The organism is Dorea phocaeensis (assembly GCF_900240315.1).
Taxonomy (GTDB): Bacteria; Bacillota; Clostridia; order Lachnospirales; family Lachnospiraceae; genus Dorea_B; species Dorea_B phocaeensis.
On sequence record NZ_OEPZ01000001.1, the window covers coordinates 781,320 to 807,127 of the forward strand.

The window sequence follows — 25,808 nt, forward strand, 5'->3', positions numbered from 1 at the left end:
AGATAGATCGTTGGTATTTATATTAATTATCTGACTATATCTTCTGAAATTATGTCGAAAAGGGGTTGGACAGCATGAAGTATATCATTATTGGAAAAAACATCGATGTAACACCAGGATTAAGGGAGGCAGTTGAACACAAACTCGGAAAATTAGAGCGATATTTTACTCCCGATACGGAAATTCACGTAACTTTGAGTGTTCAGAAAGAACACCAGAAAATTGAAGTCACCATCCCTGTCAAAGGTGGAATCATCCGCTCCGAACAGGTAAGCAGTGACATGTATGTATCGATTGACCTGGTAGAAGAAGTCATTGAACGTCAGCTTCGCAAATATAAAAACAAACTGAATGCAAGACATCAGGAAGACGGCAACTTTAAACAGGAATTCTTTGATGCTGCAGACAGTGTAGACGAGGATAACGAAATCAAGATTGTCCGCACCAAAAAATTCGGATTCAAGCCAATGTATCCGGAAGATGCATGTGTGCAGATGGAATTACTGGGACATGATTTCTATGTATTCTGCAATGCAGAAACAGACGAAGTAAATGTTGTATACCGCCGAAAAAATGGTACCTTTGGATTGATTGAACCAGAATTTTAAGTAAAATTTTATAAAGAGTGGGAGCAAAATCAAAGATTTTGCTCCCACTCTTTCTTACTCTTTAAACAACCTATCCAGCAATTGCTCTCTATGATTCACAAACATTTCCGTCACCTGATAGCTAGAGGTATCTTCATACGCACAAGTATGTACTGCACCTTCGTCAAACGTCCATATCTTGGCTTCTGGAATGGCCAGTAAAATCGGCGAATGCGTTACGATAATAAACTGTGCACCGGCTTTTGCATATCGATGGATTTCCAACATAAGCGTCAACTGCCTGTGCGGTGACAACGCTGCCTCCGGCTCATCCAAGATATAGATGCCATTCGGCTGCATTTGCTGCTGTGCCAATGCCAAAAAACTCTCTCCATGAGATTGCGCATAAAATCTGCTGGATGGATGCCCTGCATCTGCATAATCTTCTTCTTTTGTTGCCACGTTATAAAAACTCTCTGCACGTAGAAAATAACCGTGCTTCGCCTGCCTGAATCCTTTGGACAATCGTATCGCTTCACAAAGATTAGAATGAGAATCATAGGTAGAAAAAGAATAGTTCTTCGTTCCCCCCTCCGGGTTAAACCCATAAGCAACCGCAATCGCTTCCAATAACGTAGATTTGCCACTTCCGTTTTCTCCGACAAAAAACGTAATAGGGGTTTCAAACTCTAATTGCTCAACCCCTTTCAGTGCCTCAATGTTTTTCAAATAGCTGTCCCGCTCAATTTTATTCCAATCAATTTCCAATCCACGTATAAATTGCTGATTCATACAATCTATTTTCCCCTTTTGTCCACATAAAAATACACATCACATTTCTTTACTTACATAGGAGTTCCAACTTCTATCAGATTTCCATCCAAATCGTAAAAACGAACCACTTTTTGCCCCCAGCTATGTGTCACAAGCCGATTGACATACTGAATGGAAGGATATAACTTTTCCAGCCTTTCGACAAATCCTTCTATGTCCTGCTCTTCAAAATACAATTCACAAGAATTATTTCGCGGAATAATATCTTTCTCCAAAAATTCCTTCCAAATATCTTCCTTCTGCAGCACAAGACCTTCTGTTAAAATCACATTACCTTCATTATCAAGTATCACATCAAGCCCAAACAAGTCATGGTAAAACTTTTTTGATTTTTCAATATCTTTGACAACAATTAAAACATTTTTTAATTTCATTATCTGTATCTCTCCTCTTCAACGCGGAAAACCGGAATTTATTTATTTCTCATAATATCATACTTTGTAATTATTTACATCATTATAATCACAAAAAATAACGCAGACAATATCTCTACTATCTGCGTCATTCCTTTCATATCTTCTTGAAATATTTACTCCATTTTCTTTCAACTTTTACTCCAAATTTACTCCATTTTAAAAATCTGTTACGATATTATGCGGTATTCTATGATACCTTTTCTTTGAAGAAAAATGTCTGCAAACCTTGATTTTAAGCGAACTTTTCAATATTTCCAAGCACTTTATTCTGTTGTGAGAATTTCTTCTCAATTATTTCTGCACAATATTTATAATCTTCTTTGGTACATAGATCTCTTTCACAATCGTACCTGTCAGTTTATCTGCAATCGCTTCTTTTCCTGCTGCAATCGCTTCTTCTTTGGAAATATCTGCTGCGATAGAAATGACAGCTCTTGTCTTTCCGTTGATCTGTACCGGGACCTCGATCTCATCATCTTTCATGGCATTCTCGTCATAGGTAGGCCATCCGGCAGTAAATACGCTTCCTTCATGTCCTAACTGCTCCCACACCTCTTCTGCGATATGTGGTGCAAATGGGGACAGAAGCACTGCCATCGTTGACAGCGTCTCTTCATCGATTCCGCCTTCTTTTTTCGCAATCTCAATGAGCTTGTTATTATGCTCCATGAATCCAGAGATTGCAGTATTCAGACTGAAGCTCTCCAGACGGATTGTAATATCCTTCACCAGTCTATGACGTTCTTTAATCATTTCTTTAGAAGCTTTTACGTTTGCTTCCTTGCTGTCCATAACAAGATTCCAGAATCTCTTTAAGAATCTGTTTACACCGTCAATTCCTCTGTCATCCCACTCTGCGTCTAACTCCGGCGGTCCTACGAATAATTCGTACATTCTTAAAGAATCGCATCCGTAATCTCTTACGAGGTCATCCGGAGATACAACATTTCCTTTGGATTTACTCATCTTAATTCCGTTTTTGCCTGTAATCATTCCCTGATTGAAGAGTTTCTGGAATGGCTCATCAAAATCGATCGCTCCGATATCACACAGGAACTTTGTATAGAAACGTGCATACAGAAGATGAAGTACCGCATGCTCTACACCACCGATATACATATCTACCGGAAGCATCTCATCTGCTTTTTCCTTGGAAACCAGTTCATCATTATTGTGATTGTCCACATAACGCAGGAAATACCAGGAAGATCCTGCCCACTGCGGCATTGTATTTGTCTCACGTTTTGCAGGCTGTCCACATACAGGACAAGTACAATTTACCCACTCATCAATAGCTGCAAGCGGAGATTCTCCGGTTCCTGTAGGCTCATAAGATTCCACGTCCGGAAGTTCCAGTGGAAGCTGATCTTCCGGTACCGGTACGTTTCCGCAGTGCGGGCAGTGAATGATCGGGATTGGTTCACCCCAGTAACGCTGGCGGGAGAATACCCAGTCACGCAGCTTGTAATTTACAGTTGCACGTCCAATACCACGTTCTTCGATAATATGTGGGGCTTCTTTTTTAAGGACTGCGGATTCCATTCCATTCCACTCACCGGAGTTAATCATGGTTCCAACTGCCTCTGTGTAAGCCTCTGTCATATTTTCAATTTCTTTTCCGTCTTTTGCAATAACCTGAACAATCGGAATGCCGAATTTCGTTGCAAATTCAAAGTCACGATCGTCGTGAGCCGGTACACACATGATTGCTCCGGTTCCGTAATCTGCAAGTACATAATCAGATAACCAGATCGGTGTCTTCTCTCCATTTAACGGGTTAATCGCATAGCTTCCTGTAAATACACCTGTCTTATCTTTATCCTGCAGACGATCTACATTTGACTTCATAGATGCGTCATAAATATATTTCTCAACAGCTTCTCTTGTCTCATCATTAGCAAGGCTTGCAGCCAGCTCATGTTCTGGAGCAAGTACCATGAAGGTTGCACCATATAAGGTATCTGGTCTGGTCGTATAGACCGTAATCTTCTCATCCCGTCCATCTACCGGGAAGTCTACCTCTGCTCCATAAGATTTTCCAATCCAGTCGGACTGCATTTTCTTAACCTTTTCCGGCCAGTCAAGCTTATCAAGATCACTTAACAGACGCTCTGCGTAAGCAGTAATCTTTAACATCCACTGACGAAGATTTTTCTTCGTTACTTCTGCTCCGCAGCGCTCACATTTTCCGTTTACCACTTCTTCATTGGCAAGACCTGTTTTACAGGACGGACACCAGTTAATCGGGAACTCCTTCTCATATGCAAGACCTTCTTTAAACATCTTTACGAAGATCCACTGTGTCCACTTGTAGTAATTCGGATCTGTGGTGTTTACTTCGCGATCCCAGTCGTAAAGCGCTGCAATTTCATTAATCTGACGCTTGATATTCTTGATATTTTCCGCTGTAGAAATAGAAGGATGCACTCCCATCTTGATTGCATAGTTCTCAGCCGGAAGACCAAAAGCATCCCATCCCATCGGATGAATGATATAGTATCCCTGCTGTAATTTATATCTGCTCCACACATCAGAGATCACATATCCTCTCCAGTGTCCTACATGCAGACCATTTCCTGACGGATATGGAAACATGTCCAGACAGTAATATTTTTCTCTCTTGCTGCCATCTGCATTTTCCTTGACATTAACCGGGTTCTTCTCCCAGTTTTCACGCCATTTTTTCTCAATTGCCTTATGATTATAAGGGACTTTTGACATGATAAACTTCCTCTCTTTCTTCTTTCATAAAAATCATTTCATAAAAAAACAAAAGCCTTCACATCTCACAAGAGACGAAAAGGCTTATTTTCCGTGGTACCACTCTTCTTCATCCGCAGATTCCTCTGCAAATGCACTCATTGTTTCTATAACGGGAATTCCCGCCGACATCTATACATACACTTTCATTTTCCTCTTTAGAAAAGTAAAAAATCCCGTGTCCTTCAATACCGGAACTCCAAGGCGAGTTCAAAGTTTCCACCCGCTGCCTTGCACCATCCGGCAGTTCTCTGAACGGTTTCTCACTTCTACTGATCCTCTTCATCGCTTTTCTCATATACGTTACTTATTATAGGAAGAATCTTAAAATAAGTCAAGAGGTTTATCTTGGATTCTCATCCCTCACATTTTCCCCTTCATTTTCAAGTGCAAAATATATAATTTTTGTATTGTTTCCGTATATCTTTTAGTGTATAATAAACATAAGTTAATCGTACTGAGGGGGCTCAGTATAATATGATACATAAAGGAGAGTTTGCCATGGTAAATTTATTAACAGGTCCTAAGGGCAGCGGAAAGACACAACAAATGATTGAGCAGGCTAATGCTCAGGCTAAAAAATGTAATGGAAATGTAGTATTTATTAAGAAAACTCACCGTGACACAGCAAGTGTTACCTTCGACATTCGTACAGTATGTATGGATGATTTCCCGGCAATTGAAAATATTGACGAGTATATCGGATTTTTATATGGTATGTACAGTTCCAACCACGATATTGAATGCGTATTTATCGATGGTATTTTGAAACACGCGAATATTTCTCTCGAAAATATTCCTACTTTTATCGAAAGATTGAAAAAGATTTCTGCAGAATGCGGAATTGAATTTTATGTAAGCATCAGCGCAGACAAAGCTGATTTATCTGAAATCAACTCAGAAGGCTGCAACTATCTGAATTAAGAATAACAAAGGAAAATATCAGGCAGTCCCTTACGGGCTGCCTGTTTTATGGTAAAAAAATGAGTGGAATCAAAGACGCCAGAAAACGTCAAAAGAAAAAGAAACAAAAGAAACAACTCCGGGCTCTCATCTGCATTGTCGTGCCTCTCTTCCTCTGTCTGCTGTTGTTCTTCGGCATCCGAAGCATACTGTCAAAGCCAGACAAACAGCCGCCCAAGGAAACTACGCAATCCGTAGACGATAAAGAAAAGGTGGCTAAAAAGCCTGCCAAAAAGGAAAACAAAGAAAACAAAAAAAGCGACAAAACAAAATCTGTTAATACACCAAAACCCCAGGTTGAAAAGCTAAAGCTAGATAAAGAAACGCCAAAAGATTCCGATCAGGGGATTTCGATCACTATAAGTTCCATGGGAGACTGTACACTGGGAACAGATATCAACTTCAATCCCGCAACCAGCCTCAATGCCTACTACAATGCGCAGGGAGCAGATTACTTCTTCCAGTATATCCGCCCCATATTAGAAAAGGATGATTTATCCATCGTCAATATGGAAGGAACCCTGACAACTGAAGAACAAAGGGAAGCCAAGACCTATGCTTTCAAGGCCGACCCTGAATATTCCAAAATCCTGTCCGGAAGTTCTGTTGAGGCAGCGAATCTTGCCAATAATCACAGCCATGATTACGGAAGCAAGAGTTACACCGACACCATCGAATTCTTGGAAAGTGACAATGTTGCAACCTTCGGATTTGAACGTGTCAAGTTAATAGAGTTAAAAGGTATTAAAATCGGTCTTACCGGTATCTATGAACTTGCAGATCATTTAGATAGAAAAGAACAGGTAAAGGAAAATATTTCCGCACTCAAAAAGGCGGGAGCTCAATTAATTATCGTCAATTTTCATTGGGGAAATGAACGGGAATACGTTCCCAATGAAATCCAGAAAGAGCTTGCTCATCTTGCGATTGACAAAGGCGCCGATCTGGTGATCGGTCATCATCCCCATGTTCTTCAGGGGATTGAAAAATACAAAGATCGTTATATTGCCTACAGTCTTGGCAATTTCTGCTTCGGTGGAAACTCCAATCCCGGAGACAAGGACACGATGATCTTTCAGCAGACCTTTACCTTAAAAGAAGGAAAACTGGAAAAAACAGATGATGTTAACATTATTCCTTGTTCACTTTCTACCGCCAGCGGATACAATGACTATTGTCCAATTCCATTGGACGGCGATGAAAAACAGCGGGTTCTTGATAAAATTGAAGAATACAGCAATCAAATCCGGTAATCTCTTTCTCAAAAAAGAGTGGATCATCTCAACGAAACGATCCACTCTTTTTTGAGTTCAATTTTTATTTTTCTATCCTCTTTCTTTCACTACAACATATAGAGGAACTCATACAACATCACCACTGCCGGCATCGTAATAATGCAAAACAACACGGACATCACATTGATAACGCTTGCATACTGTTCATCCTTATGATAAATCTGTGAAAGCTGTGTAATCATAGCCGCTGCCGGCGCCGATGTAGCAATCAGAGAGACCATCAGAATATACTCTGCATCTTTGTGAATTCCCATGCGTCCCACCCATGCAAACACTGCTGCTGCCAAAACCGGCACCACAATAAGCCGCAGAAAACAAATCAGATAAGGACGCTTTTTCCGAAACACCTGTCCTAATTTCACTTTTCCAATAATCATTCCAATTACCAGCATGCTTGCCGGACTGATCATATCACCAAACCCTTCGATACAACTTGCCGGTATGGACGGAATCCGAATCTTCGTCAGGAACAAAGTCAATCCAATTGCTGTTGCAATAATATTAGGATTCCTCAAAATCTTACGATAATTCCCTTCTGATTCTCCTCCCAGGAGTCGGACTCCATGTGTCCAAATCAGTATCGTCTGAACCAGAATATAGGCCGTTGTATAAAATACCCACTCTTCTCCCAGAACCACATCCACAAGAGGAATGACCAGATATCCCGCGTTCGAGTAAATCACAGAAGCTTTCTCAATGCTGGTAAGTCCAAGCGGTTTTTCCAGTAGCTTTACCAGTATAATCAGCACCGCATGAACTGCTACTGCCGCTGTCATTGCCAACAGAAGTCCCTGCACTTTATCCGGCGTCATATCAATCTGAAAGGAATTGACAATTACACACGGCGAACAGATATAGACAACCATGTTGGAAATAACCCGGCTGTCTTCCGACCGGAACAATCCCAGCTTTACCACAGCGTATCCAACTGCCATGGTAAGAAACATCACGATGATCTGTTCTGCCAGCAATCCACTAAGCGCCATTACTCTGCCACCTCATCTTCAGAAGCTTCTGCATTTGCAGGCTCTGCCCCGTCAAACGTCAGTGACATCACTGTATTGGCTTTCTCGCCCTTCTTGTATTCCATCGTAATTTCCTGACCCACTTCACATCTGACAACATCGATGAAGTCCACAACCGATGCATCGAAGATCTCTTCAGATCCTTCCACCATCAGATAGTAGTGAGACGTACCATCCAGTACCGCCTGTGCAATTTTCGTAATCTTACCGGAAATCTCAAGTACCTCTCTGGTATCCTTCTCTTCTTCCTTCACTCCATTACTTAACAAAAGTTCCAGATAATTCTCTTCACACTGGCTGACACTATCTCCAATCGCTACAATCTGGTATCTCTGTACATTAACCATCGCATACTTCTTCACCAGACCCGCATCATCCTTCAACGCAATAAAATACGTCGGCTCGCCGGAAATATTCAAAAGCAGCGGGAATGTAGCCGTATATTTCAGGTTCTGTACCTGACCTTCCGCAGAAGACATTGCCGCAGCCTCAGTAGCGCCTTCTACCTCATAGTATCTTGTCTCCATAGTCCGCTGGTTAGAAAGCACGAATCCAACGTTGGACTGATCTCCATTGACAGAGGTTACTCCTGTGTACATCCACACATCATCCTCAAGAGCCAGATAATTATAACCATCCGTCGTCTCTAGACAGTCTTTCTGGCTTAATACACTATTTAAAAATCCATGCTTTAAAGTTCCATAATAATCAAACAGCTGTACCAGCAGATCTGCGGAATAAACACGATCCACCCACTGCGGAACATCCTCTACATCGTAAGTCTTCATCTCTCCTGTTACCGCATTACAGAGTACCACTTTCCCAACTGTCTCACCGCCAAACAAGCCAATATTGTACTTCTTTACCGGTGCAATCCAATAAGGCACTCCCTTTTCGTCAATCTCAAAGCTGAGCTCGCCATAAATGTAAGTCGGATGTGCAAACCGCAGATGACGGTAAATATTTCGATTAAAATGTTCACTCGTTGTATATTTAATTCCTTCATCCAGCTTTACCAGTTCTGTCTCCTGGGTTGCCATATTAATCCGAATATATGCCGGAATTCCTTCTGATCGGTTGGTAAACCATTTAATCAGGCTGGCATACTTCAGTGGAGTCACACGCACCGGATTATCCTGATAGTTGATCTGGCTGTAAATATTGTCTGCATCGAACTGGGATACCATGTCCACCATGCTTCCCATCTTCCGATCTCCTAAAATCTCAGCAGTCTCCTTATCCAGAAGCGGAACCTTATCAAAAGACTGTTCCTCAATATCTTCGGTAAAAGTTCCCTCTTCTACCTTCATCAGCTTCTGATATTTCTTCGCATTGATAATCGGGGAAGACAAAAGCGTACCTGCCAGATAGATAATTCCAAGTCCCAGAACCACAACACCGAAACTCTTCATCATCTTGCTCTGTTTTAATTCCCGAATTCCAATCTGTCCTTTCTTCATGTAGAGAAGCGCAATCACAATCACCAGTGCAATCATAAAGAACCACGTCTCTGAAGAATGAATATTTACTGCCGGCAGCGCCGCATAATAATAAGCAGCTGCCACCAGAATTATAACAATGCTCAAAAGCAGTTTTTTCTTTCCTTTCATAATACCTCCCTGGTCGCTTCCAACCTTTTTCTAGAATTTTCTTCTCCATGCACTTGCCGTAAACAGCATCAGAAATGGAAAGATTTCCAAACGTCCTGCCAACATATCAATACAGAACACCAGCTTAGACAACGGTGAAAAATCGGAAAAATTTCCTGCCGGTCCCACTTCCGCAAGTCCCGGACCAATATTATTTAGTGTCGCAAACACCGATCCTATCGTCGTTGCAAAATCTTTGTTATCTATAGACACAATCAAAATCGATCCTACCATCAGCACTCCGTATGCCATCAAATACACATACAAACTTCTCAGCACATCGGAACCCACCTTCTTATTATTCACACGAATTACATTGACAGACTTCGGATGCGCCATCTGCATAATCTCTCGCTTAATACATTTGAATACCATCAGAAGCCGGGACACCTTAATACCGCCTCCCGTGGAAGATGCACAGGCACCAATCACCATTAATATCAATAGTATCATCTGCGAAAGCAATGGCCACACTACATAATCAGTCGTCGCATACCCCGTCGTCGTAATTATAGAGGCCACCTGGAAAATGGCGTATCGGAACGCGGTCAATGGGTTCGGATAGGACGGACTGATATTCCAGGTAATTAAAAGCGCTGAAACAAGAATAATCCCCAGATATGCCCGAAGCTCTTCATTTTTCCACACCGGCTTAAAATCTCTTAGCAGTAAAAAGAAATAAAGATTAAAGTTGACCCCAAACAGAATCATAAATACCGTGATCACACCGTCAATGTATGCACTGTTAAAGTGTCCAACGCTGGCCGCATAATTAGAAAATCCTCCGGTTCCCGCTGTACCAAAGGAATGGATCAAACTGTCAAAGAGACTCATTCCACCAAATACCAGCAGCACAACCTCCACAATCGTCAGCCCCAGATACATCGCGTACAGAATTCGCGCAGTACTCATAGCCTTAGGCACCAGCTTATCCTTTTCAGGTCCCGGAACTTCCGCCCGCATCAAAAACATCGTATGGTGTTTATCAAGGGATGTCAGCACCATTACAAATACCAATACCCCCATTCCGCCAACCCAATGGGTAAAACTCCTCCAAAAGGTCATACACTGCGGAAGAATTTCCACATCCGGCATAATAGAAGATCCCGTAGTCGTAAATCCTGACACTGTTTCAAAAAATGCGTCCAGATAATTAGGAATATACCCTGACAAGCAAAACGGCAGCGCACCAAACAATGACCACAAAATCCATGCCAAAGCAACAATAATCATTCCTTCTTTTCCATAAATGGTCTGTTCCTTCGGCCGCTTTCTTCCTCCTATCAGATAGAGCACCGCCAAAAGAGCAATCGGAACCAGAAACCAGACTCCGCTCTTTTCTCCGTAAATCACCGCCACAAATGCAGGAAGAAGCAGAAGAAGCGCCTCTACCCCCAGCATCTTGGCCAGTATATATCGTATCATCTTCGTATTCATCATTTATCTCCTATGCAAGTATGTCACTGAAACTATTAATAATGTGATCCTTCGTTACTACAATCACACTGTCGCCTGCTTCCAGATGATCCTCTCCATTCGGGATAATAATTTTTCCCTTTCGGCCAATACATGCAATCAGATGATTTGCTTTTGTCGCAAGATTCTTAAGCGGCACATTCGTAAACTGGCACTCTTCCTTGATAATAAATTCCAAAGCCTCCACTTTTCCGCCAAGCAGTCGATATGCAGTTTCGATATTCACGCTGCTGTAAGAATTATTTCTGGCTCTGACATAGCTCATAATCGCATCTGCCGTCGCTCCTTTTGCCGATACGGTACTGTCAATTCCGAGTTCCTCTACAAGCTGTGCACGGGAGTCTTCGTTAACTTTTGCAACAACTTTTCCCACTCCCTGCGTCTTTGCGAACAGGGACATAATAATATTTTCCTCATCCATACCGGTCAGCGCTACAAATGCATCCGCCTCCCGAATTCCTTCTTCTAAAAGGAGATCATGATCTGCCGCGTCTCCATGAATGATCGTCGCCTTCGGCAGGATTTCACAGAGCTGTTCACACCGTTTCTCATCTCGTTCAATAATCTTCACCTGCATTCCTGCCTGAAGAAGCTGCAAAGCCAAATAGAAGCACACATGGCCTCCACCGCCAATCAGCACTTTCTTTACCTTAAGAATCCGTTTTCCAATAGCTTTAAAGAATGCCTCCAACTCCTGATGGGACGCCGTGATATGAATCTTATCCCCCTGCTGAAGCAAAAATTCTCCATCTGGAATGTAAATCTCGTCTCCACGCTTTACTGCACACACCAGAATCTTGATCTGGAATTTCCGATAAATCTCCTTCAGCGGAAGGCCAACAAGCAGTCCGTTTTCCCGAAGCGTAAATTCTACCAGTTCTACTCTGCCTTTCATAAAAGTCTCTACTTTACTGGTCTCCGGAAGCAGTAAAACTCTGGCAATCTCCATAGCTGCCGTTAATTCCGGATTTACCGCCATACTTAAATGAAGATCTTCTTTTAACAATCCCATCTGACGATAGTAAACTGGATTTCTGACACGGGCAATGGTATGCCTTGCCCCCAGGCGTCTCGCCAAAAGGCAGCTTAACATATTAAGTTCATCGGTGGATGCACAGGCAATCACCAAATCTGCATTTTGAACTCCCGCTTCCTTTTGAACATCCGCATCCGCACCATTTCCTGTAATACAGAAAATATCCAGCCGATTCAGAGCTTCCTTTAATTTTCCTTCATTTTGATCAATTAATACAATGTCATAATCTTCTTCGGACAACTGCGCGGTCAACTTATGACCAACCTTTCCATCTCCGATGATTACTATTTTCATCTTTCTTTTCCTCACCATTTTTCTATGTATTTTTTTGATAGCAAGGAGATTATAGCACCTTTATCCTAAGAAAAAAAGCCCTTCCGGGCTTTTCTTCTATTTATTATAGATCCATAAAATTATATTTTTATCTATTCTTCTGCTGCACGCTTTGCAATCTCTGCTGCCTGTACATCAGACGGCGCCTGCTCATACCGGCTAAACTGATAAGAATAAGTACCTCTTCCACCAGTCATAGACCGAAGCGTTGTACAATATCCAAAGAGTCCTGTCATTGGAATATCTGCAACAATCTCCTGACAGCCATTTGCAACAGGATTCATACCAAGGACACGTCCACGTCTCTTATTCAGATCTCCCATAACGTCTCCGGTATAATCGTCTGGAACTGTAACCTTTACAGAAGCGATTGGTTCCAAAAGGACCGGTCCGGCTTCCATAAAGCCTTTCTTGAATGCCTGGCTGGTTGCTGTCTTAAATGCCATCTCTGAAGAATCTACCGGATGATAGGATCCATCATAAAGCGTTGCTTTTACTCCAACTACCGGATATCCAGCCAAAGGTCCCTTCACTACAGATTCCTGAAGTCCTTTTTCTACTGCCGGGAAGTAGTTCTTTGGTACAGCTCCGCCAACAACGGTTTCCTCAAATACATACGGTGTCTCCAGATCTCCGGATGGTTCAAATTTCATCTTTACGTGTCCATATTGTCCATGTCCGCCAGACTGTTTCTTATATTTTGTATCTACATCAGACGTTTTCTTGATTGTTTCACGGAATGCTACCTTTGGTGTCTCCAGTGTGATCTCACATTTATATCTGGATGCCAGTTTGCTTGCCACAATCTCCAAATGCTGATCACCCATTCCATAGAGCAGTGTCTGACGGTTTTCGCTGTCATTGACCGTCTTAAGTGTAACGTCTTCCGCCATCATTTTCTGCAATGCCTGAGAAACTTTGTCTTCGTCTCCTTTATTTTTCACAACATACTTCATATATGTATATGGCTTAGAATATTCCGTCTTTCCATAGATGATCGGTGTTCCTTTTGCTGATAAAGTATCCCCTGTCTTGGTTCCGGATAATTTTGCAATAGCTCCTATGTCTCCTGCAAAAAGCTCGCTGACTTCAACCGGCTTATTTCCGCACATGGTATACAGCTTGCCAAGTTTCTCTTCCACTTCCGAATCTGAATTATATAAAGTATCTTCTCCCTTCAATACACCAGAGCAAACTTTTACAAAAGAGTATTTTCCAATGAACGGGTCTACCATCGTCTTAAATACATATGCAGATTTTGCTCTCGCAAAATCATAGTTAGCTTCATAAATTTCATTCGTCTTACGGTTAATTCCCGCACACTCTTTGCAGTCAGGGCTTGGGAAGAATCTTACGATATCAGACAAAAGATTCGTAACTCCTTGCGCCTGAAGATTGGAGCCCATCGCAACCGGAACAATACTTCCATTCATTACTTCCGTACGCATTGCAGAACGAATTTCCTCCACGGAAAATTCTTCTCCTGCAAAATACCGCTCCATAAACTCTTCACTGGTCTCAGCAACAGCTTCCAATAATTTTTCTCTGTAAATCTCAAGATTTGGTTTACAGTAATCTGGGATCTCACACTCTTCCCGCTGTCCTAGACTTGTAAAGCGTCTTCCTGCATTTTTAATTACATTCACATAGCCCACAAGCTTCTCGTTTTCACGAATTGGCTGGAAGTGCGGTGCAATAACTTTTCCGTAACGCTCTGTCAGATCCTGAACTACCTGACGGAAACTTGCATCATCTACATCCATCTCTGTTACATAGACCATACGTGGAAGATTGTATTTATCACACAATTCCCAGGCTTTTTCCGTTCCAACTTCTACGCCTGCTTTTCCAGATACAACAATGACCGCTGCATCTGCTGCACTTACCGCTTCTTCTACTTCTCCGACGAAGTCAAAGTAACCCGGTGTGTCAAGCACATTGATTTTCGCTTTCTCCCATTCAATCGGCACCAGCGTTGTGCTGATAGAAAATTCACGTTTCTGTTCTTCTTTATCAAAATCACTAATCGTATTGCCGTCCGCGATCTTTCCCATACGATTCGTTGCTCCTGATACATAAGACATGGCTTCTACAAGACTTGTCTTGCCGCTTCCTCCGTGTCCTAACAGGACCACGTTTCTGATTTCATCCGTTCTGTAAACTTTCATATTAGCTGCCTCCTTGCTTAGTAAAATCTCATGTATATATTGTACTAAGATTTTTATCTAATTACAACTCTTTTGTGCATTATTTATAAGATTTATCATAGCAATCTGACTATCTATTCTACATTTTTCCTATTTTAATGATGTCCTTGTCATAGCTTGCCTCTACCTGGAACCCCGGCGGGACAACGAGGAACTCTTCTTCTGTCCACTCTCCATCTACGAGCCTTTTAAGAATTGTATTTTTCCCTATAATTTCTTCATATTTCCACCCCTTCTCATTCGCACGCTGCTTGATCTTCTCCTCATATTCCGAAAATGGAATAGTATCCCATTTAATATAAGAAAATCCCTGATAAGAAATAATAAATGATTTTTCAATTTCTACTGCACGCCTTGCTTTCTTCTCGCTCCCCTTATACCGTGACAAGTACGTCTGATAACGCCTTTCCCATACCGCATCGTCATCCGGATACCCAATTTCTACAAATCCCGGAGTATAGTAGAAAAATCCCTTGTGCGTTTCATAGTAATTCGCATACTCTTCCTTACTCCCCATAAAAAGTGTAATGCAGTCGTGCGCCCTCGGTACCACAATCGGATACTTTCTGCTGTGAAGCCCGATCACCGCATTCGAACATAATCCATATCCCAATAGAATTGCATCAAAATCATTTTCTTTTGTATCATTAGAATATTTATGCTCATTACTCTCCAATTGATCAATCTCATTTTGCAGTACCTTGCGCAGATTATCCGGTCTGTCGTGAAGTTTCTGCCGAATCAATGTCACATCAATTACATTTTTACAAGAGTAAACAACACTCGCGATCTCCCTTTCCATAATTTTGCATCCCAATAGCTTATAACGTCCCATAAATCGACTCCTCATCTGATCATTCTACGCGCTGTGTCCTTCTGATTATCATCATACTCCTTCTGTTTTTACATGTCTATTTAATTTCGTACTTTACCCCGGCAGACTTTTTCACTTTAACGCATTGTAGATTGACAAATAAAATGGGGACAGGGTAAAATGGAAATGGGGACGGAGTTTTTTGAAAAAGTACACGTCCCCGAAGCCATTTTAAATCCATTTCAGGAGGTTACTATGAAAGACAAAGTAGGTTTTATCGGCCTGGGACTGATCGGAGGCTCCATTGCTAAAGCGATCCGCCAGTACCATCCCACATACGAGATCGTAGCGTTTGACAAGAATAAGGAAACACTTGCACTGGCTACGCAGGAATCGGTCATCGATGTAGCGGCCACTACAATAGATGATAACTTTCGCAACTGTTCTTACATATTTTTATGCGCACCGGTTTCTTACAACACAGCTTATTTAAAACAGGTGGCCAAATACCTTGGAAAAGAGTGTATTTTAACCGATGTAGGCAGTGTAAAAACAAATATCCATAACGAGGTGGCAGCGCTTGGACTTGGTTCTCATTTTATTGGCGGCCATCCTATGGCCGGCTCAGAAAAAAGCGGCTATCCCAACTCCAAAGCCATGCTGATTGAAAATGCATATTTTGTGTTAACTCCATGTGCAGAAACCAAACAGGAGAATTTGGACCGCTACGCCGCTTTCGTTCAGCAACTGGGTGCCATCCCCGTTATTCTGGAGGCGCATCAACATGACTATATCACTGGTACTATCAGTCATCTTCCTCACATCATTGCTGCAAGTTTGGTGAACTTTGTCCGTGATAATGACACAAAGGAAGAACTGATGAAAAATCTTGCAGCAGGAGGATTCAAGGATATCACCCGGATTGCCTCTTCCTCCCCAACCATGTGGCAACATATTTGTGTAAAAAACAAGGAAAATATTTCTCAAATACTTGCAAATTATATTGAAACGCTTCAACAGGCAAAGGCTCTGGTTGATCAAGGGGATGAGCAGGGATTGTATCAGTTATTTGACACTTCCAGAAACTACCGCAATTCCCTTCCGTCCACATCTGCCGGACCAATCAAAAAAACTTTCGCCGTATATTGTGATATCATCGACGAAGCCGGTGGAATTGCAACGATTGCAACCATTCTGGCGTCAAACAATCTGAATATCAAAAATATTGGCATTGTTCACAACCGGGAATTTGAAGAAGGGGTTCTGCGAATCGAATTCTACGACGAGAATTCATCCAACAAGGCAGCCTTGCTGCTGCAGAAATACAGGTACATAGTCTATGAACGTTAAATCTATTTTTCCGGCATCTTGCGGACTGCGTGGCGCGATTACAATACCCGGAGACAAATCCATCTCTCACCGCAGTGTAATGCTGGGCGCCATTTCCAAAGGTACTACAGAAATCACTGGATTTTTAAATGGAGCCGACTGCCTCTCCACCATTGCATGTTTTCAGAGTATGGGCATTGAGATCGAGGCGATCCCATCGACTGCTTCCTCCAATCCCTTAACAAGTTCCACCGCCTCTTCCGGTCGGATTTTGGTTCACGGCAAAGGTCTACACGGGCTTTCGGCGCCTTCTAAGACCTTAAATACCGGCAACAGCGGAACCACCACCAGGCTTCTTAGCGGTATCTTATCCGGACAGCGTTTTTCGTCTCTGCTCTCCGGCGATGCCTCCTTGAATACACGCCCGATGAAACGGATTATGACTCCGTTAAATGCTATGGGCGCTCATATTGAAAGTCTAAATGGTAATGGATGTGCGCCTCTTCTAATTAATCCAGGCAGCCTCCATGGAATCAACTATACCTCTTCTGTTGCTTCCGCACAGGTAAAGTCTGCCATTCTCCTTGCCGGACTCTATGCCAACGACCCTGTCTCTGTCACAGAACCTTCTTTGTCACGGGATCATACAGAACGAATGCTCCAAAGCTTTGGCGCATCTCTTTCTTCCCGAACATTCCCGGATGGGCAAGCCACCGCAACCATCCTCCCTTGCCAGGAATTATATGGACAAGAGATTGCTATCCCCGGAGATATTTCCTCCGCAGCTTACTTTATTGCTGCCGCACTTCTAGTGCCGGACTCCGAACTTCTCATCAAAAACGTAGGCATCAATCCGACACGTGCAGGATTTCTTGCAGTTTGCAAAGCCATGGGAGCCGATTTAACTTATCTAAACCAGAATATCACCGGCGGAGAGGAACATTCTGACATTCTGGTTCGCAGCAGTCAGCTTTACGCCACCACGATAGAGGGTAGTCTGATTCCTACTCTCATTGATGAGCTTCCGATTCTTGCCGTTATGGCTGCCCACGCGGAAGGCACCACCATCATTCGAGACGCTGCCGAACTGAAAGTGAAGGAAACCAACCGTATCGACACTATTACCACCAACCTTCACGCTATGGGATGTGATATCACCCCAACAGAAGATGGTATGATCATTGAAGGCGGACATCGGATCACTAAAGCTCCTCTTCACCCGGCAGTTATTTCCTCGTTTTTAGATCACCGGATTGCCATGGCCTTTTCCATCGCTGCATTACTGGCCAAAAAGACTGCCGCACAGACACAAGAACAATCCGCCACACAGATCCTTGAAAGTCAATGTATTGATGTCTCATATCCCAACTTCTTTTCAACACTGGAAAGTTGCTTCTAATAGTTTTTTATATCTTTTATGCTTTTTCTTAAAAAATCAGCTTCAGCAAGAAAAAAAGTGAAGGTGACCTAATAACAGGTCACCTTTACTTTTTTCCCCATATGCTCAACACATTCCTTTAATTGTTCCACAAGATTCATCCGGACACTTAGATCAAATGGAAGATTAGAATTTTGATGCGCTGTATTCATAGCCTTTCCAACAAACAGATTCAACTCTGTACACTCTTCAATCAAAAGCTTTGCCAACCTTGATGCTCCATTATCTGCATCCAGTTCATCAAAAAACGCCTCATCAAACGCATCCTGTTCATATCGTTTCAGAAGTCCCAGCGCTTTTCCAAGCGTCAATACCCCTTCCGTTACCAGATCCAGCCCGTCAATAGAAGCCGTTGGCGGAACAGAAGGATCTGCGTAATTCAATGATGTCACAATCTCTTTTTTCAAAACTCTTGCCGCAATATTGGCACTGGTTCCTCCACAGACCACTTTTTTTCCTTCCTGACGCATAAAGTCACGGATCGCTCGATCATCATCCTCTTTTTTCTGAGGCGGTCCGGTAAAAATATTTAGAATCCGCCGTTCAATCACGCGCGCAACAGCAATCGTCGTATCATCTCCCGGCTTCTGTCCGTATAGATCATCACATGCCTGACTTAACATAGCAGCAAGTCTGGATGCCGACAACGTCTGCTTGGTACATTTCAACGTATACTCAGCCATACTCTCCCAAGTCCATCCAAAATTCAAAAGCTCTCCGACTCCTGCATAGATTACCCCATCACTCATCAGCACAAAGCAATCTTTTAGTTTCACCTGAAACCTATATTCCCGGATTTTCTTATCCTCTATCATGCGTTCCTGATAGGGATAATCTACAATCTGTCCATCCCGAATAAACACACATTTGGGATTGTCAAATTCTACCAGATAGGCTTCTCCACTATGGAAAATCTGCAAAATGCTGAACGTCGCATATGCTATTTCCCGTACTTTACAGACAGGAAGCGTTTTTGCAATGGTTTCCACACAAGCTTCAATCTCCGCCCCTTCCAGAAACATTGTCCCCAAAATCTTAGACGTCAATGTCGCTAGAATATTGGCTTTAACGCCGCTTCCCATCCCATCTGCCAAAATCACAATCTCAGAATCATCTGTTTTCAGCACTTCCACCTTGTCTCCGCAGAGTTCTTCCTGATGCTTGTTCAAACTTTTCCATGCAATATCGATACTTACGCTCATCTCTACTCTTCCTCTTCAAACAGAATCGAATCCCGAAGCCTTGAAAGCGTTACCTTCGTCTCCGCTGTCGTCTCTCCCAGAAGGCCTGCTATTTCCTGCGCCACCAGCATTTGCTTATCAATTACCTTCTGCGCCATCTCTACCGTCTCTACTTTCAGATGATAATGCTGTTCCTTGGCTTTCTCCTCTTTGGTAATATCCTGATAGGTCACCAGCACGGATTCCAGACTATCAATATAGATAATCGTCTCTTTCACCGTCATCCCAACCGAGTCCAAATTTAGTTTCTTATGAAACACTTGCCTTTTCGTCGCCAATACTTCCGCAATATCCTTCGCATCCACAAACTCAAAAATGTATCGCTCCAGTGCTTCCTCTCTAGAAACCCCCAGTATCTTCTGTGCTTTTTTATTACACTCCCGAATCCGCATATCCTTATCCACAATCAGAATCATATTCGGCGTCACATCCATCACAATGTTGGACATCGATTCCGCCTGTGCCACCGCATAAGGCAGACACATACTGATCTCTGCCTTCTTTTGATAGACTGCCACTGCCTTAGCACGACAGGTAGGATAACCACAGGCTCCGCAATTTAATTCATCAGTCTGCGTATATTTTCCCATTGCATGCAGGACTTCCTGCATTTCTGCATCCGTCGGTATCCGGTCTTCCACATGCCGATCCCGAAATGTCTTTGCAAGATCAATCTGTCTTCCGTCAATCCCTTCTGCCTCTTCCCTATAGACCGCCTGATCCTCTACATCCATCTTTGCGCGAATCAAAGACTGCTGCCACTTATCCGACGCCGGTCCCTTAATACAGCCGCCTTCACAGACGTTTACTTCAAAAAAGCTGTGAAGAATTTCTCCCTTTTCCAGTTCTTGAAACAGTTCCATACAAGCTTTCAGACCATCAATATGTATCTTATAATAATTATCTTCCACCGAACTGGCACGAATAGACTGAATAATACCACCGCTTACCGGGTAGAGCTGATTGACTTTCGGACTCGGATTACCAAACGGAAGATTTTCACACTTGTCTACCTCGATGCCTTCCGCCTGCCACCATTTCACAATTTCCTCAAAGGTCAGAATCGCATCTACGGCGCCGCTAACTCTTTCATCTCCGATTGCTTCTTCCTTCTTTGCAATACAGGGGCCTAAAAATACCACTTTTACCTCTTCTTTGTAAATGTCTTTGATCAGCCTTCCATGCGCAATCATTGGAGACACCACTGGCGCCATCATTGGAACCAAAGATGGATAATACTTTTCAATCAGATCATTCACACTGGGGCAACAGGTAGTAATAATATTTTCCATCTTCCCTTCTTTTAGTAATTTCCAGTATTCCTTTGTCACAAGAGCTGCACCCTCCGCAGTCTCACGTACCTCATAGAACCCAAGCCGCTTCAGCGCATCCACAACCTGACCCGGCTTTTCATAATCCAGCACACCCAGATAAGACGGCGCCAGGGAAATAATCACCTTCATTCCCTGTCCCAAATATCCCTTGACACGCTCCATATCACTGGCAAACGTCTTGGCGTTCTGCGGACAGACCTCTAGACAATGACCACAGTTAATACAGTGATCTACCATAATATGAGCCTGCTCCTGTTCCACCGAAATCGCTTTCACTTCACAGTGGCGTACACACTTATAACAGTGCCTGCAGCTTGCATCCTTAAAATCAATTACCCGCACCTTTCTGCCTCCTTTAGAATCACCTCATAAAAGAAATCTTTGGCATCTTCCGGTCTCACATGGTAAATCCTTTCTCCAATCCGAACGCTGACTCCCTTCGAGCAAGCGCCCATACAGAAAGAACCCGCAAGCTCTATTTCCGCCTTTACATGGTTTTCTTTCACCAATCCAGTTAATGTCTCAACGACCTCCTTCGATCCCCTGACATGGCAGGAACTTCCAATACAAATCCAAACCCGCATAACTCTCCTCCTCATATTCATATGATTATTGTATCACAGTTCCCGATCATGGAACAACTCCCAGGATCCGAGGCTTCACCCCGGACTCTGGGAGTCATCTTTTTATGAATTAGTTCACTTTTCTCTTTACATAACTCGTATGTAATGTCTCATGCGCCTTATGGCTTCCCGGTTCTCCCAGATATTCTTCATACAACTTCTTAATCGCTGGATTCTCATGGGACTTACGGATCTTTTTGCCCTCATCGTTCCGATAGAGTGCCTGAGCGCGAATTCCCGCTACATCCGTAAAATTCCGCACATCCGCAGATACTTGAGGCTGTCCGCCGCCGTTTACACATCCTCCTGGACATCCCATGATCTCAATAAAGTGATAATTTGCTTCTCCCGACTTTACCCGCTCCAACAATGTTCTAGCCTTTCCAAGTCCGGATGCTACTGCGACATTTACTTCCATCCCGGCAACCTGATAAGAAGCCTCTTTTATTCCTTCTGTTCCACGGACATCTTCAAATTCCAACTTGCCCAGCTCTTCTCCTGTGAGCACTTCTACTGCCGTCCGAAGAGCCGCTTCCATCACACCGCCAGTTGCGCCAAAGATAACACCGGCTCCCGTAGATTCTCCCATCGGGTCGTCAAACCCTTCCTCCGGAAGCATGGTAAAATCAATACCGCAACGCCGGATCAGCCTTGCAAGTTCTCTGGTGGTAATGGCAATATCTACATCCGGAACCCCTGCCGCCGCCTGATCATCGCGCCCAATTTCAAACTTCTTTGCCGTACATGGCATCACGCTGACAGAAACAATTTTTTTCGGATCAATTCCTTCTTTCTCAGCAAAACAAGTCTTCAACATCGCGCCGAACATCTGCTGCGGAGATTTACAGCTCGAAAGATTCTCCGTCATATCCGGGAAATAATGCTCACAATACTTAATCCATCCCGGTGAACAGGACGTAATAAGAGGAAGTACACCGCCATTTTTGATTCGATCAAGAAGCTCTGTTGCTTCCTCCATAATCGTAAGATCTGCCGCCCAATCTGTATCAAACACTTTATCAAAGCCAATTCTCCGAAGAGCTGCTGCCATCTTGCCTTCTACATCGGTTCCCATTGGATACCCAAATTCTTCTCCCAAGCCAGCCCGTACTGACGGCGCTGTCTGTACTACTACATATTTATCTGGATCTGCAATTGCTTCCAAAATCTGATTCGTATAATCTTTTTCATAAAGTGCGCCCGTCGGACAGACTGCAATACATTGTCCGCATGAAACACAGCTGGTCTCCCCTAAGCCCATTTCAAAAGCCGAACCAATGACGGTATCAAATCCTCGGTTGTTGGCTCCGATCACTCCGATTCCCTGTACCTTTTCACAGACGGCTACGCATCTGCGGCATAAAATACATTTATTATTATCCCGAATCATATGCGCCGCAGAAGTATCCGGCTCATAGTGATTCATAACGCCTTCATAATAGTTCTCATCATCCACTCCATATTCCCGGCAAAGCTGCTGTAATTCACAGTTTCCGCTTCGCACGCAGGAGAGACATTTCTTATCGTGATTGGAAAGCAGAAGCTGCAGTGTCTTCTTTCTGGATTCTATCAATTTTGGTGTATTGCTATACACCTCCATTCCCTCTCCGATCGGATGCACGCAGGCTGCCACCAGATTCCTTGCTCCTTTTACTTCCACCACACACATGCGGCAGGCACCGATCTCATTGATCTCCTTTAGATAACAAAGCGTAGGAATGCGGATTCCCGCCTGGTGTGCTGCCTCAAGAATCGTAGAACCAGCCGGAGCCGATACATCAAGTCCATTAATTTTTAAATGAATAGTTTCCATAGTCTCCGCCCTCCCTTATTCTTTATAGATCGCGCCGAAGCGGCATTTTTCCATACAAGCTCCGCACTTCACACATTTATCCTGATTAATCACATGAGGCTCTTTCACTGAACCGGTAATTGCATCATTTGGACAAGTCCTTGCACAAAGTGTACATCCCTTACATTTATCAGCATCAATCTTATAAGATAGCAGTGCCTTACAGACACCAGCCGGACATTTTTTATCTACAATATGGGAAATATACTCATCCCGGAAGTACCGCAAAGTAGACAGGACCGGATTCGGAGCCGTCTGTCCCAGCGCACATAAGGATCCCGTCTTCAAATGCTCTGCCAGCTCTTCCAATTTATCCAGGTCTTCCATGGTTCCCTGCCCATTCGTAATCTTTTCCAAAATTTCCAGCATTCTTCGGGTTCCCACACGACACGGCGTGCACTTACCACAAGATTCATCTACTGTAAACTCCAGGAAAAACTTGGCAATATCCACCATACAGGTGTCTTCATCCATAACAATGAGTCCGCCTGATCCCATCATAGAACCAATGGCGATTAAGTTATCATAATCAATCGGCACATCAAAATGTTCAGCCGGAATACAGCCACCGGACGGTCCTCCGGTCTGCGCCGCCTTAAATTTCTTGCCATGCGGGATTCCTCCGCCGATCTCTTCTACAATCTCCCGAAGGGTCGTTCCCATGGAGATCTCTACCAATCCGGTATTCTCTACCTTTCCGCCTAATGCAAATACTTTCGTTCCCTTGGATTTCTCCGTTCCCATGGACGCAAACCACTGAGCTCCATTTAAAATAATCTGCGGAATATTTGCCAGCGTCTCTACGTTATTTAAAATGGTCGGCTTCTGGAACAATCCTTTGAGCGCCGGGAACGGTGGACGCGGACGCGGTTCCCCACGATTTCCTTCAATAGAAGTCATCAGAGCTGTCTCCTCGCCACAGACAAACGCTCCGGCTCCCAGCCGCAGTTCAATGTTAAAATCAAAACCCGTTCCAAAGATATCTTTTCCAAGCAGTCCACAGGCTCTTGCCTGACCGATCGCAATGGTAAGTCTCTCTACTGCAATCGGATATTCGGCACGCACGTAAATATAGCCCTGAGATGCACCGATAGCATAGCCAGCAATGGCCATTGCCTCTAAAACTACGTGCGGATCTCCTTCCAGCACGGATCGATCCATGAAAGCTCCCGGATCTCCTTCATCCGCATTACAGCAGACATATTTCTGATCAGCTTCATTTGCTGCTGCAAATTTCCATTTCATTCCAGTCGGGAAACCGGCTCCGCCTCTTCCTCTTAATCCACTGTCTAAAATGATCTGAATTACATCCTGAGGTTTCATCGTTGTCAGCACTTTCCCAAGCGCTTCATATCCACCTGTTCCTATGTATTCTTCGATCTTCTCCGGACTGATCACGCCGCAGTTACGAAGCGCAACACGATGCTGCTTCTTATAAAATCTGGTTTCCTGAAGCGGCAGAATGCCCTCTCCGTGCTTCACCGTCTCATCATACAGAAGATGCCGAACCACATTTCCTTTTACCAGATGTTCTTCTACAATCTCAGGAATGTCTTCTTCTTTTACCATGGAATAAAAGGCACCTTCCGGATAAACGATCATAATCGGTCCCAATGCGCACAGACCAAAACACCCCGTTTTAATCACACAGATCTCATTTTCCAGTCCATTCCTTTTTAATTCTGCTTCCAGTTCTTCTCGGATTTTCTGGCTTCCGGAAGAGGTACATCCCGTACCTCCACACACCAACACATGCTTACGGTATTGGGAACCATTTTCCAGACCTTCCGCGCTGCCTGCCTGATAATATTCTTCGCGCTCATAGCGGATTTTTAATTCTTCATGCATCCGTTCCCGAATACTTTTTAATTCTTCAAGCGACTTCATACCCGTCCTCCCTTCTCGTGATCGGTCTATTCATATTTTGCCAGGATATCATCAATATCATCTACCGTCAGCCGTCCGTAAACTTCATCGTTAATCATCATAACCGGCGCCAAACCGCAGGCACCGACACAACGGCATGCATCCAGGGAAAACTTGCCGTCAGGCGTACATTCTCCTCCCACAATCCCAAGTTTTTCCATCAGCTTATTGTAGATATCACCAGAACCTTTTACGTAACAGGCCGTTCCAAGACAGACGGATATATGATAGCGTCCTTTTGGATTCAGGTTAAACTGCGCGTAAAATGTAACCACTCCATAGATCTTCTCCAACGGAATTCCGGTCTCGTCAGAGATGATGGTCTGCACTTCGATGGGCAGATATCCATAAATATCCTGCGCTTTTTGCAAGATCGGCATCAGCGCCCCCTTCTCATCTTTCAGTTCATGGATCACGTTTTTTAATTGTTCTTCCTGTTCCTTCGTTCCATGAAACTGAACTGTGGATTTGTTAGAAAGCATTTTTGCATTACCTCCTTTTTCTGTCATATTATACTCTTAATTACTATCGTAATTCAAATGAAATTATTAAGTATCATAACATAGTATTTTTTTGAAATTCTATATGTTTTATTATAATTGTTTGTATTTTCTGACTTTTAAAACATCGGTAGTGCAGAAGCTATTTTCCCCACTGCAGACAGAGACAA

At 43.3% G+C, this 25,808-nt stretch carries 20 protein-coding genes and 1 other annotated feature; of the genes, 5 read left to right on the forward strand and 15 right to left on the reverse strand.

Annotated features, from left to right (window positions below; all coding sequences use genetic code 11):
- Nucleotides 1-74: 74 nt before the first annotated feature.
- Complete coding sequence (hpf, locus tag C0979_RS03665; RefSeq protein ID WP_101694690.1) at nt 75-608, forward strand: ribosome hibernation-promoting factor, HPF/YfiA family; 534 nt, start codon at nt 75-77, stop codon at nt 606-608.
- A 54-nt stretch (nt 609-662) separates the two neighbouring features.
- On the opposite strand, the gene C0979_RS03670 is transcribed toward hpf, so the two are convergent.
- The 3 genes from C0979_RS03670 to leuS all read right to left on the reverse strand — a co-directional run bounded on the left by C0979_RS03670 (nt 663) and on the right by leuS (nt 4,558).
- Nucleotides 663-1,379: an AAA family ATPase gene (locus tag C0979_RS03670; RefSeq protein ID WP_101694691.1), complete on the reverse strand. Its 717-nt coding sequence runs from the start codon at nt 1,377-1,379 to the stop codon at nt 663-665.
- Nucleotides 1,380-1,432: 53 nt separating this feature from the next.
- The gene (locus tag C0979_RS03675; protein ID WP_101694692.1) at nt 1,433-1,795 is read right to left on the reverse strand and encodes a VOC family protein; all 363 of its coding nucleotides are present in this window, start codon (nt 1,793-1,795) and stop codon (nt 1,433-1,435) included.
- Between the two features lie 333 nt (nt 1,796-2,128).
- Entirely contained in the window at nt 2,129-4,558 is a 2,430-nt protein-coding gene (gene leuS / locus C0979_RS03680; protein ID WP_101694693.1) for a leucine--tRNA ligase, read from the reverse strand.
- Between the two features lie 67 nt (nt 4,559-4,625).
- Nucleotides 4,626-4,892: a binding site (T-box leader), on the reverse strand.
- Between the two features lie 206 nt (nt 4,893-5,098).
- Here leuS and C0979_RS03690 point away from each other — a divergent pair.
- Nucleotides 5,099-5,521 carry a hypothetical protein gene (locus C0979_RS03690; RefSeq protein WP_101694695.1) on the forward strand — a complete coding sequence of 141 codons (423 nt, stop codon included), beginning with the start codon at nt 5,099-5,101 and terminating at the stop codon, nt 5,519-5,521.
- Nucleotides 5,522-5,580: 59 nt separating this feature from the next.
- Entirely contained in the window at nt 5,581-6,813 is a 1,233-nt protein-coding gene (locus C0979_RS03695) for a CapA family protein (protein ID WP_101694696.1), read from the forward strand.
- Between the two features lie 89 nt (nt 6,814-6,902).
- On the opposite strand, the gene C0979_RS03700 is transcribed toward C0979_RS03695, so the two are convergent.
- The 6 genes from C0979_RS03700 to C0979_RS03725 form a co-directional block, all read right to left on the reverse strand.
- Entirely contained in the window at nt 6,903-7,841 is a 939-nt protein-coding gene (locus C0979_RS03700; protein WP_101694697.1) for an AEC family transporter, read from the reverse strand.
- On the reverse strand, nt 7,841-9,490 hold the full coding sequence (locus tag C0979_RS03705; RefSeq protein ID WP_101694698.1) for a hypothetical protein: 1,650 nt from the start codon (nt 9,488-9,490) through the stop codon (nt 7,841-7,843). The genes C0979_RS03700 and C0979_RS03705 overlap by 1 nt, the downstream gene beginning before the upstream one ends.
- 30 nt (nt 9,491-9,520) lie before the next feature.
- Nucleotides 9,521-10,966 (reverse strand): TrkH family potassium uptake protein, encoded by a 1,446-nt coding sequence (locus tag C0979_RS03710; RefSeq protein ID WP_101694699.1) that lies wholly within the window; start codon nt 10,964-10,966, stop codon nt 9,521-9,523.
- Nucleotides 10,967-10,976: 10 nt separating this feature from the next.
- Nucleotides 10,977-12,353: a Trk system potassium transporter TrkA gene (gene trkA, locus C0979_RS03715; RefSeq protein ID WP_330403434.1), complete on the reverse strand. Its 1,377-nt coding sequence runs from the start codon at nt 12,351-12,353 to the stop codon at nt 10,977-10,979.
- Between the two features lie 113 nt (nt 12,354-12,466).
- On the reverse strand, nt 12,467-14,542 hold the full coding sequence (locus tag C0979_RS03720) for an elongation factor G (protein WP_101694701.1): 2,076 nt from the start codon (nt 14,540-14,542) through the stop codon (nt 12,467-12,469).
- A 118-nt stretch (nt 14,543-14,660) separates the two neighbouring features.
- Entirely contained in the window at nt 14,661-15,416 is a 756-nt protein-coding gene (locus tag C0979_RS03725; RefSeq protein WP_159459846.1) for a DUF1638 domain-containing protein, read from the reverse strand.
- 234 nt (nt 15,417-15,650) lie between these two features.
- Between C0979_RS03725 and C0979_RS03730 the strand changes: the two genes are divergently transcribed.
- Both C0979_RS03730 and aroA read left to right on the forward strand, forming a co-directional pair.
- The gene (locus C0979_RS03730) at nt 15,651-16,745 is read left to right on the forward strand and encodes a prephenate dehydrogenase (protein ID WP_101694703.1); all 1,095 of its coding nucleotides are present in this window, start codon (nt 15,651-15,653) and stop codon (nt 16,743-16,745) included.
- Complete coding sequence (gene aroA, locus C0979_RS03735; protein WP_101694704.1) at nt 16,735-18,123, forward strand: 3-phosphoshikimate 1-carboxyvinyltransferase; 1,389 nt, start codon at nt 16,735-16,737, stop codon at nt 18,121-18,123. The genes C0979_RS03730 and aroA overlap by 11 nt, the downstream gene beginning before the upstream one ends.
- A 68-nt stretch (nt 18,124-18,191) precedes the next feature.
- Here aroA and C0979_RS03740 read toward each other — a convergent pair whose 3' ends face one another.
- The 6 genes from C0979_RS03740 to C0979_RS03765 all read right to left on the reverse strand — a co-directional run bounded on the left by C0979_RS03740 (nt 18,192) and on the right by C0979_RS03765 (nt 25,620).
- Nucleotides 18,192-19,364 (reverse strand): SpoIIE family protein phosphatase, encoded by a 1,173-nt coding sequence (locus tag C0979_RS03740; protein WP_101694705.1) that lies wholly within the window; start codon nt 19,362-19,364, stop codon nt 18,192-18,194.
- Nucleotides 19,365-19,366: 2 nt separating this feature from the next.
- Complete coding sequence (locus C0979_RS03745; protein ID WP_101694706.1) at nt 19,367-21,079, reverse strand: [Fe-Fe] hydrogenase large subunit C-terminal domain-containing protein; 1,713 nt, start codon at nt 21,077-21,079, stop codon at nt 19,367-19,369.
- The gene (locus C0979_RS03750; protein ID WP_101694707.1) at nt 21,070-21,321 is read right to left on the reverse strand and encodes a (2Fe-2S) ferredoxin domain-containing protein; all 252 of its coding nucleotides are present in this window, start codon (nt 21,319-21,321) and stop codon (nt 21,070-21,072) included. The genes C0979_RS03745 and C0979_RS03750 overlap by 10 nt, the downstream gene beginning before the upstream one ends.
- Before the next feature lie 109 nt (nt 21,322-21,430).
- Nucleotides 21,431-23,173 (reverse strand): NADH-dependent [FeFe] hydrogenase, group A6, encoded by a 1,743-nt coding sequence (locus C0979_RS03755; protein ID WP_101694708.1) that lies wholly within the window; start codon nt 23,171-23,173, stop codon nt 21,431-21,433.
- Between the two features lie 15 nt (nt 23,174-23,188).
- Nucleotides 23,189-25,099 carry an NADH-quinone oxidoreductase subunit NuoF gene (gene nuoF / locus C0979_RS03760; RefSeq protein ID WP_242962633.1) on the reverse strand — a complete coding sequence of 637 codons (1,911 nt, stop codon included), beginning with the start codon at nt 25,097-25,099 and terminating at the stop codon, nt 23,189-23,191.
- Between the two features lie 26 nt (nt 25,100-25,125).
- Nucleotides 25,126-25,620: an NADH-quinone oxidoreductase subunit NuoE family protein gene (locus C0979_RS03765; protein WP_101694792.1), complete on the reverse strand. Its 495-nt coding sequence runs from the start codon at nt 25,618-25,620 to the stop codon at nt 25,126-25,128.
- Between the last annotated feature and the right edge of the window lie 188 nt (nt 25,621-25,808).

Excerpts from the sequence above, each read along its gene's own strand:
- C0979_RS03750 (WP_101694707.1), bottom strand. The coding sequence starts at position 21,321 with ATGCGGGTTTGGATTTGTATTGGAAGTTCCTGCCATGTCAGGGGATCG.
- C0979_RS03705 (WP_101694698.1), bottom strand. The coding sequence starts at position 9,490 with ATGAAAGGAAAGAAAAAACTGCTTTTGAGCATTGTTATAATTCTGGTG.
- C0979_RS03720 (WP_101694701.1), bottom strand. The coding sequence starts at position 14,542 with ATGAAAGTTTACAGAACGGATGAAATCAGAAACGTGGTCCTGTTAGGA.
- C0979_RS03710 (WP_101694699.1), bottom strand. The coding sequence starts at position 10,966 with ATGAATACGAAGATGATACGATATATACTGGCCAAGATGCTGGGGGTA.
- hpf (WP_101694690.1), top strand. The coding sequence starts at position 75 with ATGAAGTATATCATTATTGGAAAAAACATCGATGTAACACCAGGATTA.
- aroA (WP_101694704.1), top strand. The coding sequence starts at position 16,735 with ATGAACGTTAAATCTATTTTTCCGGCATCTTGCGGACTGCGTGGCGCG.
- nuoF (WP_242962633.1), bottom strand. The coding sequence starts at position 25,099 with ATGAAGTCGCTTGAAGAATTAAAAAGTATTCGGGAACGGATGCATGAA.
- C0979_RS03725 (WP_159459846.1), bottom strand. The coding sequence starts at position 15,416 with ATGGGACGTTATAAGCTATTGGGATGCAAAATTATGGAAAGGGAGATC.
- C0979_RS03730 (WP_101694703.1), top strand. The coding sequence starts at position 15,651 with ATGAAAGACAAAGTAGGTTTTATCGGCCTGGGACTGATCGGAGGCTCC.
- C0979_RS03700 (WP_101694697.1), bottom strand. The coding sequence starts at position 7,841 with ATGGCGCTTAGTGGATTGCTGGCAGAACAGATCATCGTGATGTTTCTT.
- C0979_RS03740 (WP_101694705.1), bottom strand. The coding sequence starts at position 19,364 with ATGAGCGTAAGTATCGATATTGCATGGAAAAGTTTGAACAAGCATCAG.
- C0979_RS03765 (WP_101694792.1), bottom strand. The coding sequence starts at position 25,620 with ATGCTTTCTAACAAATCCACAGTTCAGTTTCATGGAACGAAGGAACAG.
- C0979_RS03670 (WP_101694691.1), bottom strand. The coding sequence starts at position 1,379 with ATGAATCAGCAATTTATACGTGGATTGGAAATTGATTGGAATAAAATT.
- C0979_RS03695 (WP_101694696.1), top strand. The coding sequence starts at position 5,581 with ATGAGTGGAATCAAAGACGCCAGAAAACGTCAAAAGAAAAAGAAACAA.
- C0979_RS03690 (WP_101694695.1), top strand. The coding sequence starts at position 5,099 with ATGGTAAATTTATTAACAGGTCCTAAGGGCAGCGGAAAGACACAACAA.
- trkA (WP_330403434.1), bottom strand. The coding sequence starts at position 12,353 with ATGGTGAGGAAAAGAAAGATGAAAATAGTAATCATCGGAGATGGAAAG.
- C0979_RS03755 (WP_101694708.1), bottom strand. The coding sequence starts at position 23,173 with ATGGAAACTATTCATTTAAAAATTAATGGACTTGATGTATCGGCTCCG.
- leuS (WP_101694693.1), bottom strand. The coding sequence starts at position 4,558 with ATGTCAAAAGTCCCTTATAATCATAAGGCAATTGAGAAAAAATGGCGT.
- C0979_RS03675 (WP_101694692.1), bottom strand. The coding sequence starts at position 1,795 with ATGAAATTAAAAAATGTTTTAATTGTTGTCAAAGATATTGAAAAATCA.